At 56.4% G+C, this 18,104-nt stretch carries 16 protein-coding genes and 1 pseudogene; 10 read left to right on the top strand and 7 right to left on the bottom strand.

Translation table 11 applies throughout. From position 1 onward, the window contains the following. Positions 1 to 108: 108 nt before the first annotated feature. A complete protein-coding gene (locus tag WBK19_RS17470; protein ID WP_511292017.1) occupies positions 109 to 534 on the top strand; it encodes a bacteriohemerythrin in 426 nt (141 codons plus the stop codon). Between the two features lie 343 nt (positions 535 to 877). Here WBK19_RS17470 and WBK19_RS17465 read toward each other — a convergent pair whose 3' ends face one another. From WBK19_RS17465 to merR, 7 genes and pseudogenes are all read right to left on the bottom strand, one after another. Further along, positions 878 to 3,880, bottom strand: a complete 3,003-nt coding sequence (locus WBK19_RS17465) for an Eco57I restriction-modification methylase domain-containing protein (protein ID WP_511292015.1) — start codon at positions 3,878 to 3,880, stop codon at positions 878 to 880. After that, positions 3,873 to 5,543, bottom strand: a complete 1,671-nt coding sequence (locus tag WBK19_RS17460; protein ID WP_511292013.1) for an N-6 DNA methylase — start codon at positions 5,541 to 5,543, stop codon at positions 3,873 to 3,875. Before WBK19_RS17460 ends, WBK19_RS17465 begins: the two co-directional genes overlap by 8 nt. After that, complete coding sequence (locus WBK19_RS17455; protein WP_511292011.1) at positions 5,540 to 5,779, bottom strand: helix-turn-helix domain-containing protein; 240 nt, start codon at positions 5,777 to 5,779, stop codon at positions 5,540 to 5,542. Before WBK19_RS17455 ends, WBK19_RS17460 begins: the two co-directional genes overlap by 4 nt. A gap of 114 nt (positions 5,780 to 5,893) precedes the next feature. Further along, a complete protein-coding gene (locus WBK19_RS17450) occupies positions 5,894 to 6,322 on the bottom strand; it encodes a DUF4365 domain-containing protein (protein ID WP_511292019.1) in 429 nt (142 codons plus the stop codon). Positions 6,323 to 6,456: 134 nt separating this feature from the next. Next, a pseudogene (locus tag WBK19_RS17445) lies at positions 6,457 to 6,603 on the bottom strand (DUF4365 domain-containing protein); the annotation flags it as partial. 39 nt (positions 6,604 to 6,642) lie between these two features. Then, positions 6,643 to 9,315, bottom strand: coding sequence for a TrlF family AAA-like ATPase (locus WBK19_RS17440; protein WP_511292009.1), 2,673 nt, complete (start codon positions 9,313 to 9,315; stop codon positions 6,643 to 6,645). 637 nt (positions 9,316 to 9,952) lie between these two features. Then, positions 9,953 to 10,387, bottom strand: coding sequence for a mercury resistance transcriptional regulator MerR (merR, locus tag WBK19_RS17435; RefSeq protein ID WP_511292007.1), 435 nt, complete (start codon positions 10,385 to 10,387; stop codon positions 9,953 to 9,955). Positions 10,388 to 10,458: 71 nt separating this feature from the next. Here merR and merT point away from each other — a divergent pair, with 71 nt between their 5' ends. From merT to WBK19_RS17390, 9 genes are all read left to right on the top strand, one after another. Next, entirely contained in the window at positions 10,459 to 10,809 is a 351-nt protein-coding gene (gene merT / locus WBK19_RS17430) for a mercuric ion transporter MerT (RefSeq protein ID WP_511292005.1), read from the top strand. Positions 10,810 to 10,822: 13 nt separating this feature from the next. Further along, entirely contained in the window at positions 10,823 to 11,098 is a 276-nt protein-coding gene (gene merP / locus WBK19_RS17425) for a mercury resistance system periplasmic binding protein MerP (RefSeq protein ID WP_511292003.1), read from the top strand. Between the two features lie 75 nt (positions 11,099 to 11,173). Continuing rightward, the gene (locus tag WBK19_RS17420) at positions 11,174 to 11,611 is read left to right on the top strand and encodes a putative iron-sulfur cluster-binding metallochaperone (RefSeq protein ID WP_511292001.1); all 438 of its coding nucleotides are present in this window, start codon (positions 11,174 to 11,176) and stop codon (positions 11,609 to 11,611) included. Positions 11,612 to 11,851: 240 nt separating this feature from the next. After that, entirely contained in the window at positions 11,852 to 13,537 is a 1,686-nt protein-coding gene (gene merA / locus WBK19_RS17415) for a mercury(II) reductase (RefSeq protein ID WP_511291999.1), read from the top strand. A 17-nt stretch (positions 13,538 to 13,554) separates the two neighbouring features. Beyond that, positions 13,555 to 13,722 (top strand): MerR family transcriptional regulator, encoded by a 168-nt coding sequence (locus WBK19_RS17410; RefSeq protein WP_511291997.1) that lies wholly within the window; start codon positions 13,555 to 13,557, stop codon positions 13,720 to 13,722. Between the two features lie 163 nt (positions 13,723 to 13,885). Beyond that, a complete protein-coding gene (merE, locus tag WBK19_RS17405) occupies positions 13,886 to 14,122 on the top strand; it encodes a broad-spectrum mercury transporter MerE (RefSeq protein ID WP_511291995.1) in 237 nt (78 codons plus the stop codon). Between the two features lie 170 nt (positions 14,123 to 14,292). Beyond that, positions 14,293 to 14,850 carry a recombinase family protein gene (locus WBK19_RS17400; protein WP_511291993.1) on the top strand — a complete coding sequence of 186 codons (558 nt, stop codon included), beginning with the start codon at positions 14,293 to 14,295 and terminating at the stop codon, positions 14,848 to 14,850. A gap of 2 nt (positions 14,851 to 14,852) precedes the next feature. Further along, positions 14,853 to 17,822, top strand: a complete 2,970-nt coding sequence (locus WBK19_RS17395; RefSeq protein ID WP_511291991.1) for a Tn3 family transposase — start codon at positions 14,853 to 14,855, stop codon at positions 17,820 to 17,822. 36 nt (positions 17,823 to 17,858) lie between these two features. Then, a partial coding sequence (locus WBK19_RS17390; protein ID WP_511291989.1) for a hypothetical protein occupies positions 17,859 to 18,104 on the top strand: 246 nt, incomplete at its 3' end.

The following is an 18,104-nucleotide window of genomic DNA, read 5'->3' as shown; positions in this document are numbered from 1 at the left end:
CTGGTGCTGTCGCCGGTGATTGCGGCCGCGGCGATGAGTCTGTCGTCGGTCAGCGTGGTCGGCAATGCGCTGCGTCTGCGCGGGCAACAATAAAACAGAGATCTGCTGATGTCCTCACGGTTGCCTGTCATAACCACCCAATACGAATGGCGCGACTGCTACAGCGTCGGGAACGCCATCATCGACCAGCAGCATAAAAAGATGTTGCTACTGTGTGCGGAGTCGGAGAAATGCTTGGAGAGCGCCGGTCCCGAAGGTTGTGAAAAATTACATGATCTCCTCCACGAAATGGCTATCTGTGCCAGAGAGCATTTTGCGAAGGAAGAAGAATTGCTGCTTGCACGACATTACCCGATGCTGGCCGAGCACGCCGAAGAGCATGAACAATTCCAAATCGCGCTAATCGATTTCCAATTCTCCGCAGTGCAAGGCGAACTGGACAAGACCGGGGTGTTCCGTTTCCTGTCCGAATGGTGGATTCACCATATCCTCATATCAGATTTGGACTGTAAGCCGTATTTCGAAGAAAGCTGAGCCCTTACGGAATACACCTCAACATCAGATTGCACCGGAGTTTCCTGACATAAATGTAATCAATAAGTCATCCCGGTGACAGTTGCGAAAGCGCAGACTTCGAAGTGTCAGGTATTCATCTGCGATCCGACATTTCTCACCACTTTTCTGGAGAACCATCATGGGGACGCCTCAGAAAACGGAAAATAGAGCACGCTAAGGTTGGTGGGGATGCCGGATTCCGTTTCACTGCCTTGCCTGGCGCGGCATTCCGCAGCGATATGCCGTGCCCACGATTTGGAGCGTCAGCTCACTGGTTCACACGGCCATTGGTACGCGCTCATCGGGTACTCTCTCGCTTCGTTTATTCCCCAGGCAACGTTAGCACCGCATCTTGACCACCAAACACCCATATTAAATCGAACTGTGCCTTCACTTGGCGGTCCAGTTTCTGCTTGCGTTGTTCCAGCATTTCCCGTGAACGTCCTGCGGCGCTGGGAAGGGCATTCTGTGCGGCGATGATTTGTCGTACGAGGCTAGTCACGGTGCTCACGATTTGTATGTGTTGCGGATTGGTAGCATCAAGAATCGGTACCGGGCAATCTGAGACAACGGCAGAACCGCGGCTGTAATATCCGCCGCGGAAGGGACTTCCGCGCTTTCTCAAAAAATATTCTACGGCACGCTGGTGCAACAGCGCTAACAAAAACTCCAATGTGTAGCCATTCCGTGGATTGGTAATCGAAACCTCCCCCGCCGTCCCACCGGAGGCAAATCCCACCCCGCTGGGGTCAAATCCGTACTTGTCGCCAAGCTGATTGACCGAGTAAATGATTTTTGGACCCTTGAATGCACTAGCCAGCGCCTGGTGCCGGCCATACCGGTAAAACTCCCCCGGCAGGGGAGCGGGAGATACATCCCTCCTTTCAAGCCGCGTTTGATAATGGTTCAAATAGGCCCAAGCCAGCGGATAGTCTTGTTGGAGTGTGGCCGGAGGAATGAGAATGGCTTCACCTTGGTCGCCGTAGGTATACGGAAAAAGGACCAAGGCATCAGATTGTATGGTGCAATAGGATTTTACCCGGGTGGTGGAATCCATGAGGTACGGCTTGGTTATTCTCTTTTCGATGCGCCACGGCCGCTCATCTCGTATGAAATGAACCTGACCATGCGACTCGGTCCATTGCTGGATGGCATAGACGCTATCGGCACTGGTTTGGATGCCATTCAAGACATCCGCCACGTCCCCAAGACGACAAAAGTTTGTTTTTAAGGTGAGGAGCACACTGGCCTCGGCGTTTGTCGCAGGCAGTACCCATGACGCCCCCGAGGGTTGGTTGATGAAGCTGTACGGTAAAAGCACGCCTTTGTCGGAAGGGGTTTTTAGCCAATCGGTGTAATCATCAACATGCCGATAATAGAAGCCGTGCTTTTGTTCTTTAGACAAAACGAGCAAACACACGTACGTGGATTTCCCCTCAAACAACAGTTCATTCCCGAAATCCACCACTTCCGCAAGTAATGTGCCCTCAGAAATTAACCCACGAAGCTTCTTTCCAGACTCAATGGTCATCCATTTATTGGGGACCACCATCCCAAGCCAGGCGCCGTCCTTGAGTTTGGTTGTTGCCTTCTCAATAAAGACGAAATATTTGTCAAACTGCTTATAGGAGGTTTTGTACTTGGCTTTGTAATATGCCGACTCCTCCGGCGTTGCCAGCTTCATGTCCTCGGTTTTGACATAAGGGGGATTGCCAACAACTGCGTCGTAATCCTCGTTGAGACCTTTGCCCAACCAATCCAAGGGCCGAACCGCCTCCAGGACCGCCGGACTGGCGCTCGTGAAATCGGTTTCGACAATGGAGTTTCCCCAAATAATGTTGTCATCCAAGTTGGGGAGTATTTTCATTCCCGATGGAAGGGTTTCTCGTGTTTCATCTTCAAGAAGTTTGATGAGCAAACTGAAACGGGCGACTTCCACCGCGTTGTAATCAATGTCGATACCAAAAAGGCAGCTACGAAGCAAGGCATGCTTCGCGTCGAACGAGAGCCGGTAATCGTTTTCGGCCCTTTTGTAGATGGAGGAGGTATCTCCGGTCGCCCGGCCAATATCAATGGCGATATCCACCAATTCGTCCAGGCAACGCAACAGGAACCGCCCCGACCCCACTGCCATGTCGAGAATCTTGGTTTCCATGAGATTTTCCAAAGCAAGGGGGCCGCTGGCTTGGAGATTGGAAATGCGCCCATGTATGGTTCTGCGCACAATTTCGTCCACTAGGGGCTGCGGGGTGGTCACCACCTCGCGGCCTTCGTAAGCCGGTTTGTCTTCAAGAATCATGGCATCCGCGGTGTCAATGGCCATGCGTTTGGTCAGGAACAATTCATACACCTGGCCAAGGAAATCGGCGTTAAGCACGCTGAAACTGTAGGGGGCTTGGGGGAAGTAAAGTTCATCCACCAAGTCTTCCAGCACTTGGGCATCTATATGGAACGTGGTTTGCAGCGGGTCCCGCGTGACATCGAAAAGACCGGTGTTGTAGCGCTGGTCCAGTTCCTTAAACAGTTTGCGAAGCTCGACGAGATTCTTTTTACTGACAACTTTCTTGAGTCGTTCTTCCCCTTCAATCCCCCGGTCTTCGCACATGCGGATAAACACGAAACGATTGATGACCTTTTGGGCAATGTCGTTGAGATCGTTGATTCCAATCGTCGAATAACGACCATGCAGGTCCTGGGCAATCTTGAGCCGCCATTCGTTAAATCGTTCCAGGAATACCAGATTGATGGGGAGTCCCGCTCCGCCGCACGCACCGTATTTTGCCTCGATGCTGCCGCTCCCGACCGCCTCCCGCCCGAATAGCTCTACCAACTCATCAAAACGCGCCCCCAGGTCGGAATAGTTGAGGTCGAGCAATAATCCAACATTGGCATCGTCTGTGTTGGATGGGGCGTTGCGGGTGTCGTAAACACGGAGCGCTCGGAAGTTAGTTAGCACGGAGACAGGCAATCCGGCAGTCCAACCGTAGCTTCGCACCTGAAAAGCACTTTCTTTGTTGGTACGAATGTCAACCGCCGGCTTTTTCGCTTCAACGAAGAACTTACGTTGGGCCGCAATCCGGAACGTATAATCCGGACGCTTGGCCGATGTCTCCGTGGGCTGCGACTCCTCACGCACCACATCCTTGATGGAGTTTGAAGTGCCCTCCACATTGTTCATGTCCCACCCGAGGCATGAAAACAGGGGGTCGATGAACTCCGTCCGGGCCTCGGTTTCCGAATACCGGCTGCTGGAGGCACAGAAGCGGGATTCTTCCGTTTTGAAGCGTTTGACCAGTGCGGCCAAAATGGACTTTGCGTTACTCATCGCTTACCTCACCCTGCTTGTCATTTTGCACCAGGAGACGGTGACGCCGCGTCCGAATGCGACACCATGCTTTGTGCAGGGTCTCAATGTCGTCTTTGGTTAGTCCGGCCGCTGCCAACACCACTCGGTCTTGTTGACGAAGCAGCGCTTCGGGATTGTCGGAACTGCGCACCCGTTTATCCAGGTCGTCGAGGTCGAAGTGGTCCAGTTGTGGAATCGGAATAAGCAGTTTCTCAATTTCCGATGGGACCAGCTCAAGCACCCCGCCTCCATAATGTCGCCCTTCCAGTTCGGCCGTTAATGCGGTCAGACTATTCACGAATCCATACACCAGCTGCTCGGCGGTTACCCCATCGGTAATGGTTTTGATTCGATAGGAGGTGTCGGTGGTGTAAGCTCCAGCGGAATTAAAAATCAGGCGCGGAAAGTGATGGGACCGCTTGAGCATACCCATCGGGGTGGCATAAATGGAGGGCACCACATACCAAGGCTTTCTTATCCGGCATTTATACCGCGTATGGAGCCCTTGAGCTTCCCCCATCGCAATGTAAGTTTGAATGGACTGCGGGAGCTTATCTACTGGAGTATTGTTGAAGAGAATAAAACTCGATGGTAACCCTTGTGCCACATTTGATTTATGGGTTTCTTTGTTGTAGACGATACCCGGACAGTGCTCACTCCGACCAAACATAGGGTGGGCATACTTTTTTAACCCATACTGGCGAACTGTGGCTGCATCAACTAAAAAGAACTTGTTGGCACCAGTGACGATGCCAACATCCACATCCGCCACGTCGGCGAATCGTCGAATCGTCGGAAGGGCTTTAACTTTCTCAAAAACCCGAAGCTCCTCCGGTTCCAAGAGCACTTTCATCCATTTGCCGTTGAGTACATCCCCGGAAACATAGTTGGCCGCATCGAAGAAGTCGCTGGGGTCTTGCTCTAAAAAGGCTTTCTCGGCCACCGAGGTTACTGCCACGCCCTTCGACACGTCGGTTGATTTTTTTTTCTTTTCAACCATGAGCAATACGGTGCCTTGGAGCGCTTCATCAAACAGCAACTCGTTCGGGTCCATCATAAAAATGCGATTGCACTCTTTCAGCAAGTGTTTTCTCAAGGAGGCCGCATGCAGCACATGCAAGAGTTCCGAAGGAATAACCATGGCTAGACGCCCGCCCGGCATCAGCAGGTCGATACTCGCTATGACAAAGGGAACCCAGGCATTGGTGTGTTTGGTGAAGGGGAGGCTGTGCCGGGCAAATATCTTTTCTGAAAGAAGTTGGTCGGCAGGTTCAAGGTATTGGTAGCGTATATACGGTGGGTTTCCCAAGATGGCTTCGTACTTGATTCCCACCTCCATCTCCTCCAGCGCCATCGCAAGAAAGTCCTCATTTTTAACCGTGGCGCGCAGATGTTTATTCTCCGCCGCGAAGCTTGCTGCTTTATCGGCTTCTTCTTCGTGAAGTTCCACGCCCGTGAAGTGAATCGCATGGCGATGTTGGCCCTTTAGAGCCCGGATGAAAGAGCCATCCCCGCAACTTGGCTCCAGAATGGTTTTAGGTTTCTTCTGGAGAACCCATTTGGCCAGAAATCTTGATACCGCCTCCGGGGTGTAATAACCTCCACGCAACTTGGTTGCAGATTCGTTTTTCTTAAAGTTCATTTTTTGATTTCTTTCCCGGTTGTCTCCCGGAGCACTCCGGCCGCCTGTTCTTCCGTTAACATCCCCAGCAAGGCCACCAGGGCCTTCATGCCAGCCGGTTCTCGCCCCCGGAGATATTCGGCATACGCCCGCGGGGAAACCCCCATACGTTCGGCCATTTCAGCCTGCGTGATGCGCCGGTGCTCGTTGGCTTCCACATAGTGGTGCGCGGTTGCCAAGATGTCTTTCAGGTCCATAGAAAATCTCTTTGCGCTATAACGACATAGAGTAGCAATAGTATTCAGTATATCAACACGATTGAACTTATATTGTGAATAAACGTGCACAACTTGGGAAACAAAAAGAAAATATTATCGTTCCCGGTTTGGTTCACATGCGCAACTTTTAGATGCCAATTCAGCACTCGCCTTACAAACCAACGATGCAGTAGATTGGCGTTGAGTCCGGCGATTGCTGACTAGGTCCATGCCGTAGTAGATGCTGCGGCAGATGTTGGTAAGGCCATGCGCGAACAGATCAAAGTGACTGAGCGGGAAACTTGCGTTCGTCGATTGCGCGGCAAGAAGCCTAGCAAGCACACCATCGAGGTCTTCGATAAATGGCTGGTCCTGCACGCCCGCGGTCTCAAAGAGCGCTATCGCGTCCGTCCCGTTCAATCGGTTGTCTTCTGGCACCTCGACGAAGGCCTTTTCGGCGCCGGGATTGCGCAGTGCCTGCCGAACGTCGGCCCAGTATGCGATGCCGGAATCGGGGTTGTGCAACACAAGCAGGACGGGCAGCGGAAAGAACTCCCAGTAGTTCCGATGCTTGTCCTCGGGATAGAACCTCCACCCACGAGCAGATCGCAGTCGAAGTACGACAGCCCCGACTTGACCTGCACAGCCACAATCCGGCTTGTAGCGAATCCGTCCGGGGTCACGAACTCAAGGTGACCGTCGACACCCACGTCGCCCGTTCCCGTCTCACGCCAGATTTGTCGGCGATGAGCGGCATAGCTCTGGATCGCCGCGATGCCTTGGCGTTCCTGGGCATAGTTTGCCCCTGCCTTCGGAAATTGCATGGCTGTCTTTCTAGAGTTCGAAACCGCCAAGGGAGCTGATCAGTATCCGTAGACCTCCTGCCGACGCTTGAAAGCCTTCTGACTGCCTTCAAGAATCGTACAGACAATGTCTTTGGTCTCGGCTGTGTCGATCGACCCGCGATCCCTGACTACGGACACTTCGCTGGCGCCGCGCAACGGAATGATCAGCTCCGCGTCTCCTAGGACAGCGATGTTGGGATTGTGAGTGACGATGATGACCTGTCGGTGTTCCTTGATGCTGCGCAATGAACGCACGACCGTCTTGTAGATGAACTCGCCGTCAAGGTTGTCCTCTGGTTGATCGATAATCAGCGGCACGCGACTCTTGGAGAATAGCAGCACCGTCAGAAGGATGGCCTGCTGTTGGCCGAGCGAGAGCCTAGCGAAATCGCGGACCTGATAGGCGCTGGTGCCATCGGGCTTGTCGATTATCCGCGTCACCTTGATCTCAGGCCTGTCTTCAAAGGCGATTCGCTCCAGCGCGCACTTCGCTTGCCACTCGCCGAGCTTTTCGATGATGTCGGCCGCATCAGGCTTGGAAAATACGCAGTTGCCCTCGGCGTCGCTGAGCTGTTCGAGTGCCGAAGCATCCTTCGCAACCACGGCGACCAGGAGTCGAGCCGGCGAAAGCGTGGTGGCAATGAGCGCAGCACGCGGAACCTGTGAGGTCCGCCAGTTCATGGTGGTTTTGATCAACTCTTCCATGTCTGGGGAGAGCAGGCCTTCATAGAACTGGATCTTCACCCTGTAGTCAACTACGGCTGCGGCGAGATTGTTGTTCATCGTCGTCGCAAACGCCTGACGAGCGTTGAATATCTTCGAGCGAAGCTCACCCCGCTCGTGAAGCAGGCGGCGGCGCTCCTTGAAAGCCTCCTGCTGTTTGGGCTGACTTTTCTTCAGCTCGGTCAGTCGCGCCTGTAGATCCGCGGCATCCTTCGTGACCTTGCGGATATAAGCCATATCCAGCTTGATGTTTTGCTTCTCCAGGTCCCGGCGGATTTCTTCAATCTTTTCCTGCGTCTCCTTCTCGCGCTCGGTCCAGACCTGAAGCTGCGCCGCAATCTTGCCGTTCGCATCGACGACCTTCTGCTTGAGTTGGTCGGAGAGGGTTTCGATCTCTGTCGCGAGGCCGTCGACGAGCGCCTTGACAACCTCAAACTCCGCTTTCCCAACGGCGAGACCATTGCCATCCACGTCGGTTGTCAATTTGCGCAGTTCGATGCCGGTCAAGCTGTTAGTGATTGACGCGAGGAGCTCACCCAGGTTGCGCTTCAGGCCGTCACGGAAGCGCCGCTCTTTAGCCAGCTTCTCCTCCAGTTCGACGACTTGGCTCGCGTTCTGCTTCTTCAGAACTTCGACTTGGGTATCGGCGATGCCCTTCGCCTTCTCCGTAGGCGCGATCTGGTTAATGTTGAGCTGTAGTGCCTCGATCACTTCCTGATTGGCGAGAATCGCGTCGCGCAGAACCTCCTCTTGCTTCCGCAGTTCGCCGAAGTCGATGAAGCCATCCAGGAACCGCAGGAGGATCGACGGGTCATCATCGCAATGCTGAATCGTGTCAGCCGTTTCTCCTTGCCCGTAGCTTTCAATAGCGACAGCCGTTGGTCCTTCGGCATCACCGTTCACGACCTCGCAGAGCTTGCTGCGGGTCAACGTATGGCGTTGCCCCACCTCGTCTTCGTAGACAAGAGAGATTGTGTCCGGCCAGACTTCGGAGTCGATGATTGTGCTTTCCGCCGCGTTGCCGGATGCGGCGCGAAGTGACTCCAGGAGAGTTGACTTTCCTGCGCCGCGACCACCGATGATGCAGGTCAGGTTCGGACTGAAGTGCACGATCTGATCCTTGAGAAAGCCGCCCTCCAGCTTCATTCCTACGAACTTAGGTATGGACGCAGGTATAAGGTCTTCCAGGCGCACACGCGCGGCCGCATCCGTGAGTGCGATGCGCAGCGATGCGAACGTCAGAGCCTCCATCTTGAGCCGGGTCAGCTTTCTGTTGCCGCTGGCGTTACGACCCAGCGCGTTCAGGGTGTGGGCGTCAGAGGACATCACCTTTGCCAGGTCAACCCCGTCTTCAAGACCGAGCGCCTTGCATCGGGCTATAACGCAGTTCCGCCGATTTGCATCCGCGTCCTCGTGAGAGAACCATGCACTGTTTGAGGCATTGGCGACCTCTAGGCCCAGGAGGTTCGAGCAGTTGAACACGTCCTGTTTGAAGGCGTCGAATTTGGGGTGTGCCTTCTCAAGGCCACTGTCCAGCTCAATATGCGCGCAGATGCCAAAGCCATTGAACTCTTCGGCGAAGTGGAGGCACTGGGGAATCGTGTTGTGGCAGGCCTTCCGGTCTTCCGAGATGGTCAGCTTTCCGAAGAAGCGCTGCAGCTGGTCATCGGTCTCAAAGTAAACAAGCAGATGCCCCTGCTGGGTTGACAATTCCACACCTGGAATGACGAGCAAACCCTTGCCGTCTGCGTATTTCAGAGCCGGACGAACATTGGCAATCTGGTTGTGATCCGTTATAGCGATTAGGTCGAGCCGCTCCGCTACCGCCGTATCGACGATGTTTTCAGGAGTCATCGCTCCATCCGTCACATCGTATGAGCCGCCTTCGCCGAACGAATGAATATGCATGTCTGCGCGTCGGAACTGCGCGCCATTTGATTCGCTCTGAATTTCTTGCAGCAGGGACACTTTTGTCTTCCTCTTCTGGTAAGTGCGTTGCTCATCGGCGAGCAGACGCTCTGTGCCGGAGCATCTCAAGTGCCTAGATCATAGACTTGTACGGTACGGGCGACTTCCGAAGGGGCAATGCCATGGATCGAGTCACAGACTCTTCGTTAGCAATGCGTAGGCATCCAACGACTATCGATCCGTCATTATAAGCGACATTGGCGAATAGAATGGACGTGCTTGCCGACGGGCGGATTAGGATTCAAGCCCATCACAAACAGACAGTTCCATCCGAAAAAAGGTGTGCCATATCTGTCTGCACTTTGCCGGAAGTAGTCACCCGGCCGCAACATTCTCAGCGTCCGTTATGGCCGAGTAGGTTGAATTGCTCCTCCGGCAGGTTCCGAAGTGCACCGGTCGTTCAGATGACGGCTATGCGGTGAGACCGAAGGTCGGCAGTTTGCCGAGTCGAGGCAGTGTAGTCGTCAACTTGCTCGCCGAATACCGGCCATTCGACTGGCTCAGTGAGTACGTCTTGGCTATTTAAATTGGATGGCTACCTCGACCGGCAGCAATTGGCCGATGTCTGTCTGACGTTGACAGAGCCCCGCGCTGAAGATTGGCAGGGGTCGTCTCAGAAAACGGAAAATAAAGCACGCTAAGGCGTAGCCGGCCTTGCTAGGCTTGCTACGCCTTGTAGCGACGCAATCAGCGGGCAGGAAACATTCCCCTGCTGCGAGTGGCAGGCGCACACGAGTTCAGACAGCACGGTTTCCATGCGAGCCAGGTCGGCCATCTTCTCGCGCACGTCCTTGAGCTTGTGTTCGGCCAGGCTGCTGGCTTCCTCGCAGTGGGTGCCATCGTCGAGCCGCAACAGCTCGGCAATTTCGTCCAGGCTGAAGCCCAGCCGCTGCGCCGATTTCACAAACTGCACCCGCGTCACATCCACCTCGCCGTAGCGGCGAATGCTGCCGTAAGGCTTGTCCGGCTCCGGCAATAAGCCCTTGCGTTGATAGAACCGGATGGTCTCCACATTGACCCCGGCAGCCTTGGCGAAGGTGCCAATGGTCAGATTATCAAAAATATTTTGCATATCACTTGACTCCGTACATGACTACGGAAGTAAGGTTACGCTATTCATTTCAATTTCGAAAGGACAAGTGCATGTCTGAACCACAAAATGGGCGTGGTGCCCTCTTCGCCAGCGGGCTGGCCGCCATCCTTGCCTCCACTTGCTGCCTGGGGCCGTTGGTTCTGGTTGCCCTGGGGTTCAGCGGGGCCTGGATCGGCAATCTGACGGTGCTGGAACCGTACCGCCCGATCTTCATCGGCGCGGCATTGGTAGCGATGTTCTTCGCCTGGCGGCGCATTTTCCGGCCAGTACAGGCATGCAAGCCGGGCGAGGTGTGCGCGATCCCGCAGGTGCAAACCACCTACAAGCGCATTTTCTGGATCGTGGCCGTGTTGGTCTTGGTCGCGGTCGGTTTTCCCTATGTCATGCCATTTTTCTATTAATCAGGAGTTCACCATGAAAAAACTGTTTGCTTCCCTCGCTCTCGTCGCCGTCGTTGCCCCCGTGTTGGCCGCCACCCAAACTGTCACGCTGTCCGTGCCTGGCATGACCTGCGCCACCTGTCCGATTACGGTCAAAAAGGCACTGAGCAAGGTCGATGGCGTCATTCAGACCAAGGCGAGCTTCGAGAAGCGGGAAGCTACCGTCACCTTCGAAGATGCCAGAACGAACGCACAGGCACTGATCCAAGCCACGACCGATGCCGGTTATCCGTCCCAGGTCGTGAAGTAAGGCGGCCCGCCGCTACGCACCGGCACTCGGTACTCGATGCCCTACTTTATCCACCAAACCTCAAGGTAACGCGCCATGGCCGATTGCTGTTCATCCACCGAATGCGAAACGCCGCACCCCAAGAAGCACCGGTGCCCGGTCCATGGGATGGAATGTTCCGAAGTCTCTGCCAGGACGATCGCCCATCACATCCGCGATGCCTGGAAGTGGGTCGGCAAGGCAGGCCGTTACTTCTTCTGTGACGACCCCGAGTGCGATGTCGTTTATTTCGGGGACGACGGCACCCTCATCCTAAAGTCGCAACTGCGAACCCAAGTTGGTGCGAAGGAAGCCTTCGACGATTTTCTCGTCTGTTATTGCTTCGGTGTGACGAAAACAGATGCGCTGAGCGATCCAGGAATCAGGAACTTTGTCATGACGCAAACGAAGCTTGGGCTTTGCGCGTGCGATACGAGCAATCCATCCGGGCGTTGTTGCCTTAAGGATTTTCCTGGGAAGCGTAAAACTGAATAACGCAGTAGGCAGGTTGGGTTACTCCCTTTTTGTCGAGGGGGCGGCAGGTAATCAGCTCGGTCCTTACTGGATATCAGAGCAGTCATTGGATATTCGCCAGCGCCAATTGGCCTTGATGGTCGGGGTGTGGTTCTGGGATTCGTCTGCCAGCCAGCCTTACTGCGGCCCGGACGGCTGCGCACTACCAGCTAAACGTGGATGATGGGATTCGCCGTTACCGAAACGAAAAAGGAAAACTGTATGACTACCTTGAAGATCACCGGAATGACCTGCGATTCATGCGCTACGCATGTCAAGGAAGCCCTGGAGACAGTGCCGGGCGTACAGTCGGCGGTCGTGTCCTACGCGAAGGGCACAGCGCAGCTCGCCACCGAACCAGGCATGTCGCCGGATGCGCTGACTGCCGCCGTGGCCGGACTCGGCTACAAGGCCACGCTCGCCGATGCCCCGCCAGCTTCGATGCGCGGCGGCCTGCTTGATAAAGCGACGGGATGGCTGAGTGACGGCGACAAATCCGGCGGCGATGGAGACGGACTGCATATCGCCGTCATCGGCAGCGGCGGCGCTGCAATGGCCGCAGCACTGAAAGCGGCCGAACTCGGCGCCCAGGTCACGCTGATCGAGCGCGGCACCATCGGCGGCACCTGCGTCAATGTCGGCTGCGTCCCGTCCAAGATCATGATCCGCGCCGCCCATATCGCCCATCTGCGCCGTGAAAGTCCATTTGACGAGGGCATCTCAGCGACTGAGCCTGCAATTGACCGCAGCAAACTGCTGGCCCAGCAGCAGGCCCGCGTCGATGAGCTGCGCCACACTAAGTACGAGGGCATCCTGGACGACAATTCCGCCATCACCGTGCTGCACGGCGAGGCCCTCTTCAAGGACGGCCAGCGTCTTATCGTGCGCATGAACGACGGCGGTGAGCGCGTCGTGGCATTCGACCGCTGCCTGATTGCCACTGGTGCCAGTCCGGCCGTTGCGCCCATCACTGGTTTGAAAGACACGCCGTACTGGACCTCCACCGAGGCCCTGGTCAGCGATACCATTCCCGAACGCTTGGGCGTGATCGGTTCGTCGGTGGTCGCGCTGGAGCTTGCGCAGGCATTTGCTAGACTGGGCAGCAAGGTCACGATCCTGGCGCGTAGCACGCTGTTCTTCCGTGAAGACCCAGCCATTGGCGAGGCCATCACGGCGGCTTTCCGTGCCGAAGGGATTGAGGTGCAGGAACACACGCAGGCCAGCCATGTGGCCTATGCAAACGGAGAATTTGTGCTCGCCACGGGACACGGCGAAGTGCGTGCCGATAAGCTGCTGGTTGCCACCGGCCGAGCGCCGAACACGCGCAGCTTGGCGCTGGAAGCTGCGGGAGTCGCCGTCAATGCGCAGGGAGCCATCGTCATCGACAAGGGCATGCGCACCAGTACGCAACACATTTATGCCGCAGGCGACTGCACTGACCAGCCACAATTCGTTTATGTAGCGGCGGCAGCCGGCACCCGCGCGGCCATCAATATGACTGGCGGGGACGCGGAGTTGAATCTGACCGCAATGCCGGCGGTGGTGTTCACCGACCCGCAGGTCGCCACCGTGGGCATCAGCGAGGCGGAAGCGCATTTGAAGGGCATCGAGACCGACAGCCGCCTGCTCACGCTGGATAACGTACCGCGTGCACTCGTCAACTTCGACACACGCGGCTTTATCAAGCTGGTCATCGAGCAAGGTAGCGGACGACTCATCGGCGTGCAGGCGGTGGCACCGGAAGCGGGCGAACTGATCCAGACGGCTGTTCTTGCCATTCGGGCGCAAATGACCGTGCAGGAACTGGCCGATCAGTTGTTCCCCTACCTGACAATGGTCGAGGGGTTGAAACTTGCTGCGCAGTCCTTCTTTAAGGACGTAAAACAACTTTCGTGCTGCGCGGGATGAAGAAAAGGAGATGTTCGATGAACGCCTATACGGTATCCCATCTGGCCCATGATGCCGGTGTGAGTGTGCATGTGGTGCGCGACTACATGCTGCGTGGATTGTTGCGGCCGGTGGAGCGCACCGCTGGCGGCTACGGCTTGTTCGATGCAGATGCTTTGAAGCGGCTATCGGCCTTGACATGCTGACACGGCTATGCCGGGCACTGGATGCCGCAGGCGACGATGAAGCGGTGGTGCATCTTGCTAATCTGCTCCAGCTTGTGGAGCGCCGACGTCAGGCGCTAGCAGACTTGGAAGCGCAGTTGACCTTTCAGCTAACCGAACTGGCACACGATACGGAGATTTCGTCATGAACCGTCCTGAGCGTATTCCCGTTGAGACACGCAAGCCACTCACCGGCTACCTGTGGGGCGCGCTTGCTATGCTGACCTGCCCCTGCCATCTGCCAATTCTCGCCGTCGTGCTGGCCGGAACGACCGCTGGTGCTTTCATCGGGAAGCACTGGATTGTTGCAGCCATCGCGTTGACTGGCTTGTTCGTACTTTCCGTGACGCGGGTGGTACGGGCCTTCAGGGGAAGTTCATGACCGATTCCCAGCCCCTCGACCTCGCTAGAATGTCAATTTAGACTATACCCTAACCTGATGTCAGGTGCTATGTGCAAACACCGTCAGAATAGAGTCGTAGTTTGTATTTATTGACATAAACCGCCAAGGGTAATAGATTTCATCCTGACACTTTTACCTTTGGAGGCATCTTGCAAGGTCAACGCATCGGCTATGTCCGCGTCAGCAGCTTCGACCAGAACCCTGATCGGCAACTGGAGCAAATCGACGTCGGCAAGGTATTCACCGACAAGGCTTCCGGCAAGGATACGCAACGTCCCGAGCTTGAAAGGCTGCTGGCCTTCGTCCGCGAGGGCGATACCGTGGTGGTGCATAGCATGGACAGGCTGGCACGCAACCTCGATGACCTGCGCCGCATCGTTCAGGGGCTGACACAACGGGGCGTGCGCATGGAGTTCGTCAAAGAAGGGCTGACGTTCACCGGTGAGGACTCACCGATGGCCAACTTGATGCTGTCGGTCATGGGGGCTTTTGCGGAGTTCGAGCGCGCACTGATCCGCGAACGCCAGCGCGAGGGGATCGTGCTGGCGAAACAGCGCGGTGCCTACCGGGGACGAAAGAAATCGCTAAACAGCGAACAAATTACCGAGTTGAAACGGCGAGTCGCGGCTGGCGATCAAAAAACCTTGGTGGCCCGTGACTTCGGCATCAGCCGCGAAACCCTGTACCAGTACCTGCGGGAAGACTGACCATGCCGCGCCGCTCAATCCTGTCCGCCACCGAGCGCGAAAGCCTGCTGGCACTGCCAGATGCAAAAGATGAACTGATCCGGCACTACACGTTCAACGAAAGTGACCTGTCGGTGATCCGTCAGCGCCGTGGCGCTGCAAATCGATTGGGCTTCGCTGTGCAGCTTTGCTATTTGCGATTCCCTGGCATCTTTTTGGGTGCCGATGAGCTTCCGTTCCCGCCCTTGTTGCGGATGGTGGCCGCCCAACTCAAGGTGCCAGTGGAAAGCTGGAACGAGTACGGCCAGCGTGAACAGACACGGCGGGAGCACCTGGTCGAGCTGCAAACGGTGTTCGGGTTCAAGCCCTTTACCATGAGCCACTACCGGCAAGCGGTGCACACATTGACCGAACTGGCCTTGCAGACCGACAAAGGCATTGTGCTGGCCAGCACGCTTGTCGAAAACCTGCGGCGGCAGAGCATCATCCTGCCCGCCATGAATGCCATCGAGCGCGCGAGCGCCGAGGCCATCACCCGTGCCAACCAGCGTATTTACGCGGCGTTGACCGATTCTTTGTTATCGCTCCACCGTCAGCGCCTGGACGAACTTCTCAAGCGCAAGGACGGCAGCAAATTGACGTGGCTGGCATGGCTGCGCCAGTCGCCCGTCAAGCCGAACTCTCGGCATATGCTTGAACACATCGAGCGCCTCAAGGCTTGGCAGGCGCTTGACCTTCCCGCAGGCATCGAGCGACAAGTTCACCAGAACCGCCTGCTCAAGATCGCCCGTGAGGGTGGGCAGATGACGCCCGCCGACCTGGCCAAGTTCGAGATGCAACGACGCTATGCCACTCTGGTTTCGCTGGCCATTGAAGGCATGGCCACCGTCACCGACGAAATCATCGACCTGCACGACCGCATCATTGGCAAACTTTTCAACGCCGCCAAGAACAAGCATCAGCAGCAGTTTCAGGCTTCCGGCAAGGCGATCAATGACAAGGTGCGGATGTATGGCCGCATCGGCCAAGCCTTGCTGGAAGCCAAACAGAGCGGCGGCGATCCGTTCGCCGCCATCGAGGCCGTAATGCCGTGGGATACCTTCGCCGCCAGCGTCACGGAGGCGCAAAAGCTCGCGCAGCCGGAGAGCTTCGACTTTCTGCATCGCATCGGTGAAAGCTACGCCACGTTGCGCCGCTACGCGCCGCAGTTCCTGGACGTACTTAAGTTACGGGCGGCACCAGCCGCCAAGGGCGTACTCGATGCCATCGAGGTGCTTCGCGGCATGAACAGCGACAACGCCCGCAAGGTGCCCGCCGACGCGCCGACCGCATTCATCAAACCGCGGTGGGCCAAATTAGTGCTCACGGACGAAGGCGTCGACCGCCGCTACTACGAACTGTGCGCTCTGTCGGAGCTGAAGAACGCGCTGCGCTCGGGTGACGTGTGGGTGCAGGGTTCACGGCAGTTCAAGGACTTCGACGAGTACCTGGTACCGGGCGAGAAATTCACCACCTTGAAGCTGGCCAACGAATTGCCGCTGGCAGTGGCCACCGATTGCGATCAGTATTTGCACGACCGACTGGCATTGCTGGAACAGCAGCTTGCCACCGTCAACCGCATGGCGGCGGCCAATGATCTGCCGGATGCCATCATTGCCGAGTCCGGCCTGAAGATCACGCCGCTGGACGCGGCGGTGCCGGAGACCGCACAAGCCCTAATCGACCAGTCGGCGATGCTGCTGCCACACGTCAAGATTACCGAACTGCTGATGGAAGTTGATGAGTGGACAGGCTTCACCCGGCATTTCACGCATCTGAAGACCGGCGACACGGCCAAGGACAAAACCTTGCTGCTGACGACGATCCTGGCTGATGGCATCAATCTCGGGCTAACCAAGATGGCCGAGTCCTGCCCAGGCACGACTTACGCCAAGCTGTCGTGGCTGCAAGCCTGGCACATCCGGGATGAAACGTACTCAACGGCGCTTGCCGAGTTGGTGAACGCGCAGTTTCGGCAACCCTTCGCCGCAAACTGGGGCGACGGCACCACCTCATCGTCGGACGGCCAGAACTTCAGAACCGGCAGCAAGGCCGAGAGCACTGGACACATCAACCCGAAGTATGGAAGCAGTCCAGGACGAACTTTCTACACTCACATCTCCGACCAATACGCGCCCTTCAGCGCCAAGGTGGTCAACGTCGGCGTGCGTGATTCAACCTATGTGCTCGATGGCCTGCTGTACCACGAGTCGGACTTGCGGATCGAGGAGCACTACACCGACACAGCGGGCTTTACCGATCATGTCTTCGGCCTGATGCACCTACTGGGCTTCCGATTCGCGCCACGTATCCGAGACCTGGGCGACACCAAGCTATTCATCCCAAAGGGCGATGCCGCCTATGACGCGCTCAAGCCGATGATTAGCAGCGACCGGCTGAACATCAAGCAGATACGCGCCCATTGGGATGAAATCTTGCGGTTCGCCACTTCGATCAAGCAGGGTACGGTGACGGCCTCGCTGATGTTGCGCAAGCTCGGCAGCTATCCGCGTCAGAACGGACTGGCCGTTGCACTGCGCGAGCTGGGGCGCATTGAGCGCACGCTGTTCATACTGGATTGGCTGCAAAGCGTGGAGCTGCGCCGCCGCGTCAATGCCGGACTGAACAAGGGCGAAGCGCGCAACGCGCTGGCCAGGGCCGTGTTCTTCTACCGGTTGGGTGAAATCCGCGACCGCAGCTTCGAGCAGCAACGCTATCGTGCCAGCGGGCTCAACCTGGTAACTGCCGCCATCGTGTTGTGGAACACTGTTTATCTGGAGCGTGCCACCAGTGCATTGCATGGCCACGGCAAGGCGCCTGACGACACCCTGTTGCAATACTTATCGCCGCTGGGATGGGAGCATATTAATCTGACCGGCGATTACCTCTGGCGCAGTAGCGTCAAGGTCGGCGTAGGTAAGTTCAGGCAGTTACGACCTCTTCCACCAGCTTAACGTGCTTTATTTTCCGTTTTCTGAGACGACCCCATCATGAAATTGCAATCCACGCTTTCAGCAATCCTGTTGGCCACCGCCGCGCTGTCCTTGGGAGCCCAAGCCGCCGACGTCGACAAAGCACCGCCTGCCGCAGAAATGAAGATGGAGCAAGGCGCCAAGGCCGTCAAGCCGCACTCGCACGTTGAGGAAAAATCCGGTGTTCCGCAAAAGGCGCCGGCCGCCGTTGATCCAAACAGGAAGAATGCTGCGCAGGACAAGAGCAAGCACTACCATCCCCGG

Source organism: Azonexus sp. (genome assembly GCF_049652925.1).
GTDB lineage: Bacteria > Pseudomonadota > Gammaproteobacteria > Burkholderiales > Rhodocyclaceae > Azonexus.
Note: the sequence above shows the minus strand (reverse complement) of the source record. Positions and strands in the feature narration are given on the sequence as shown.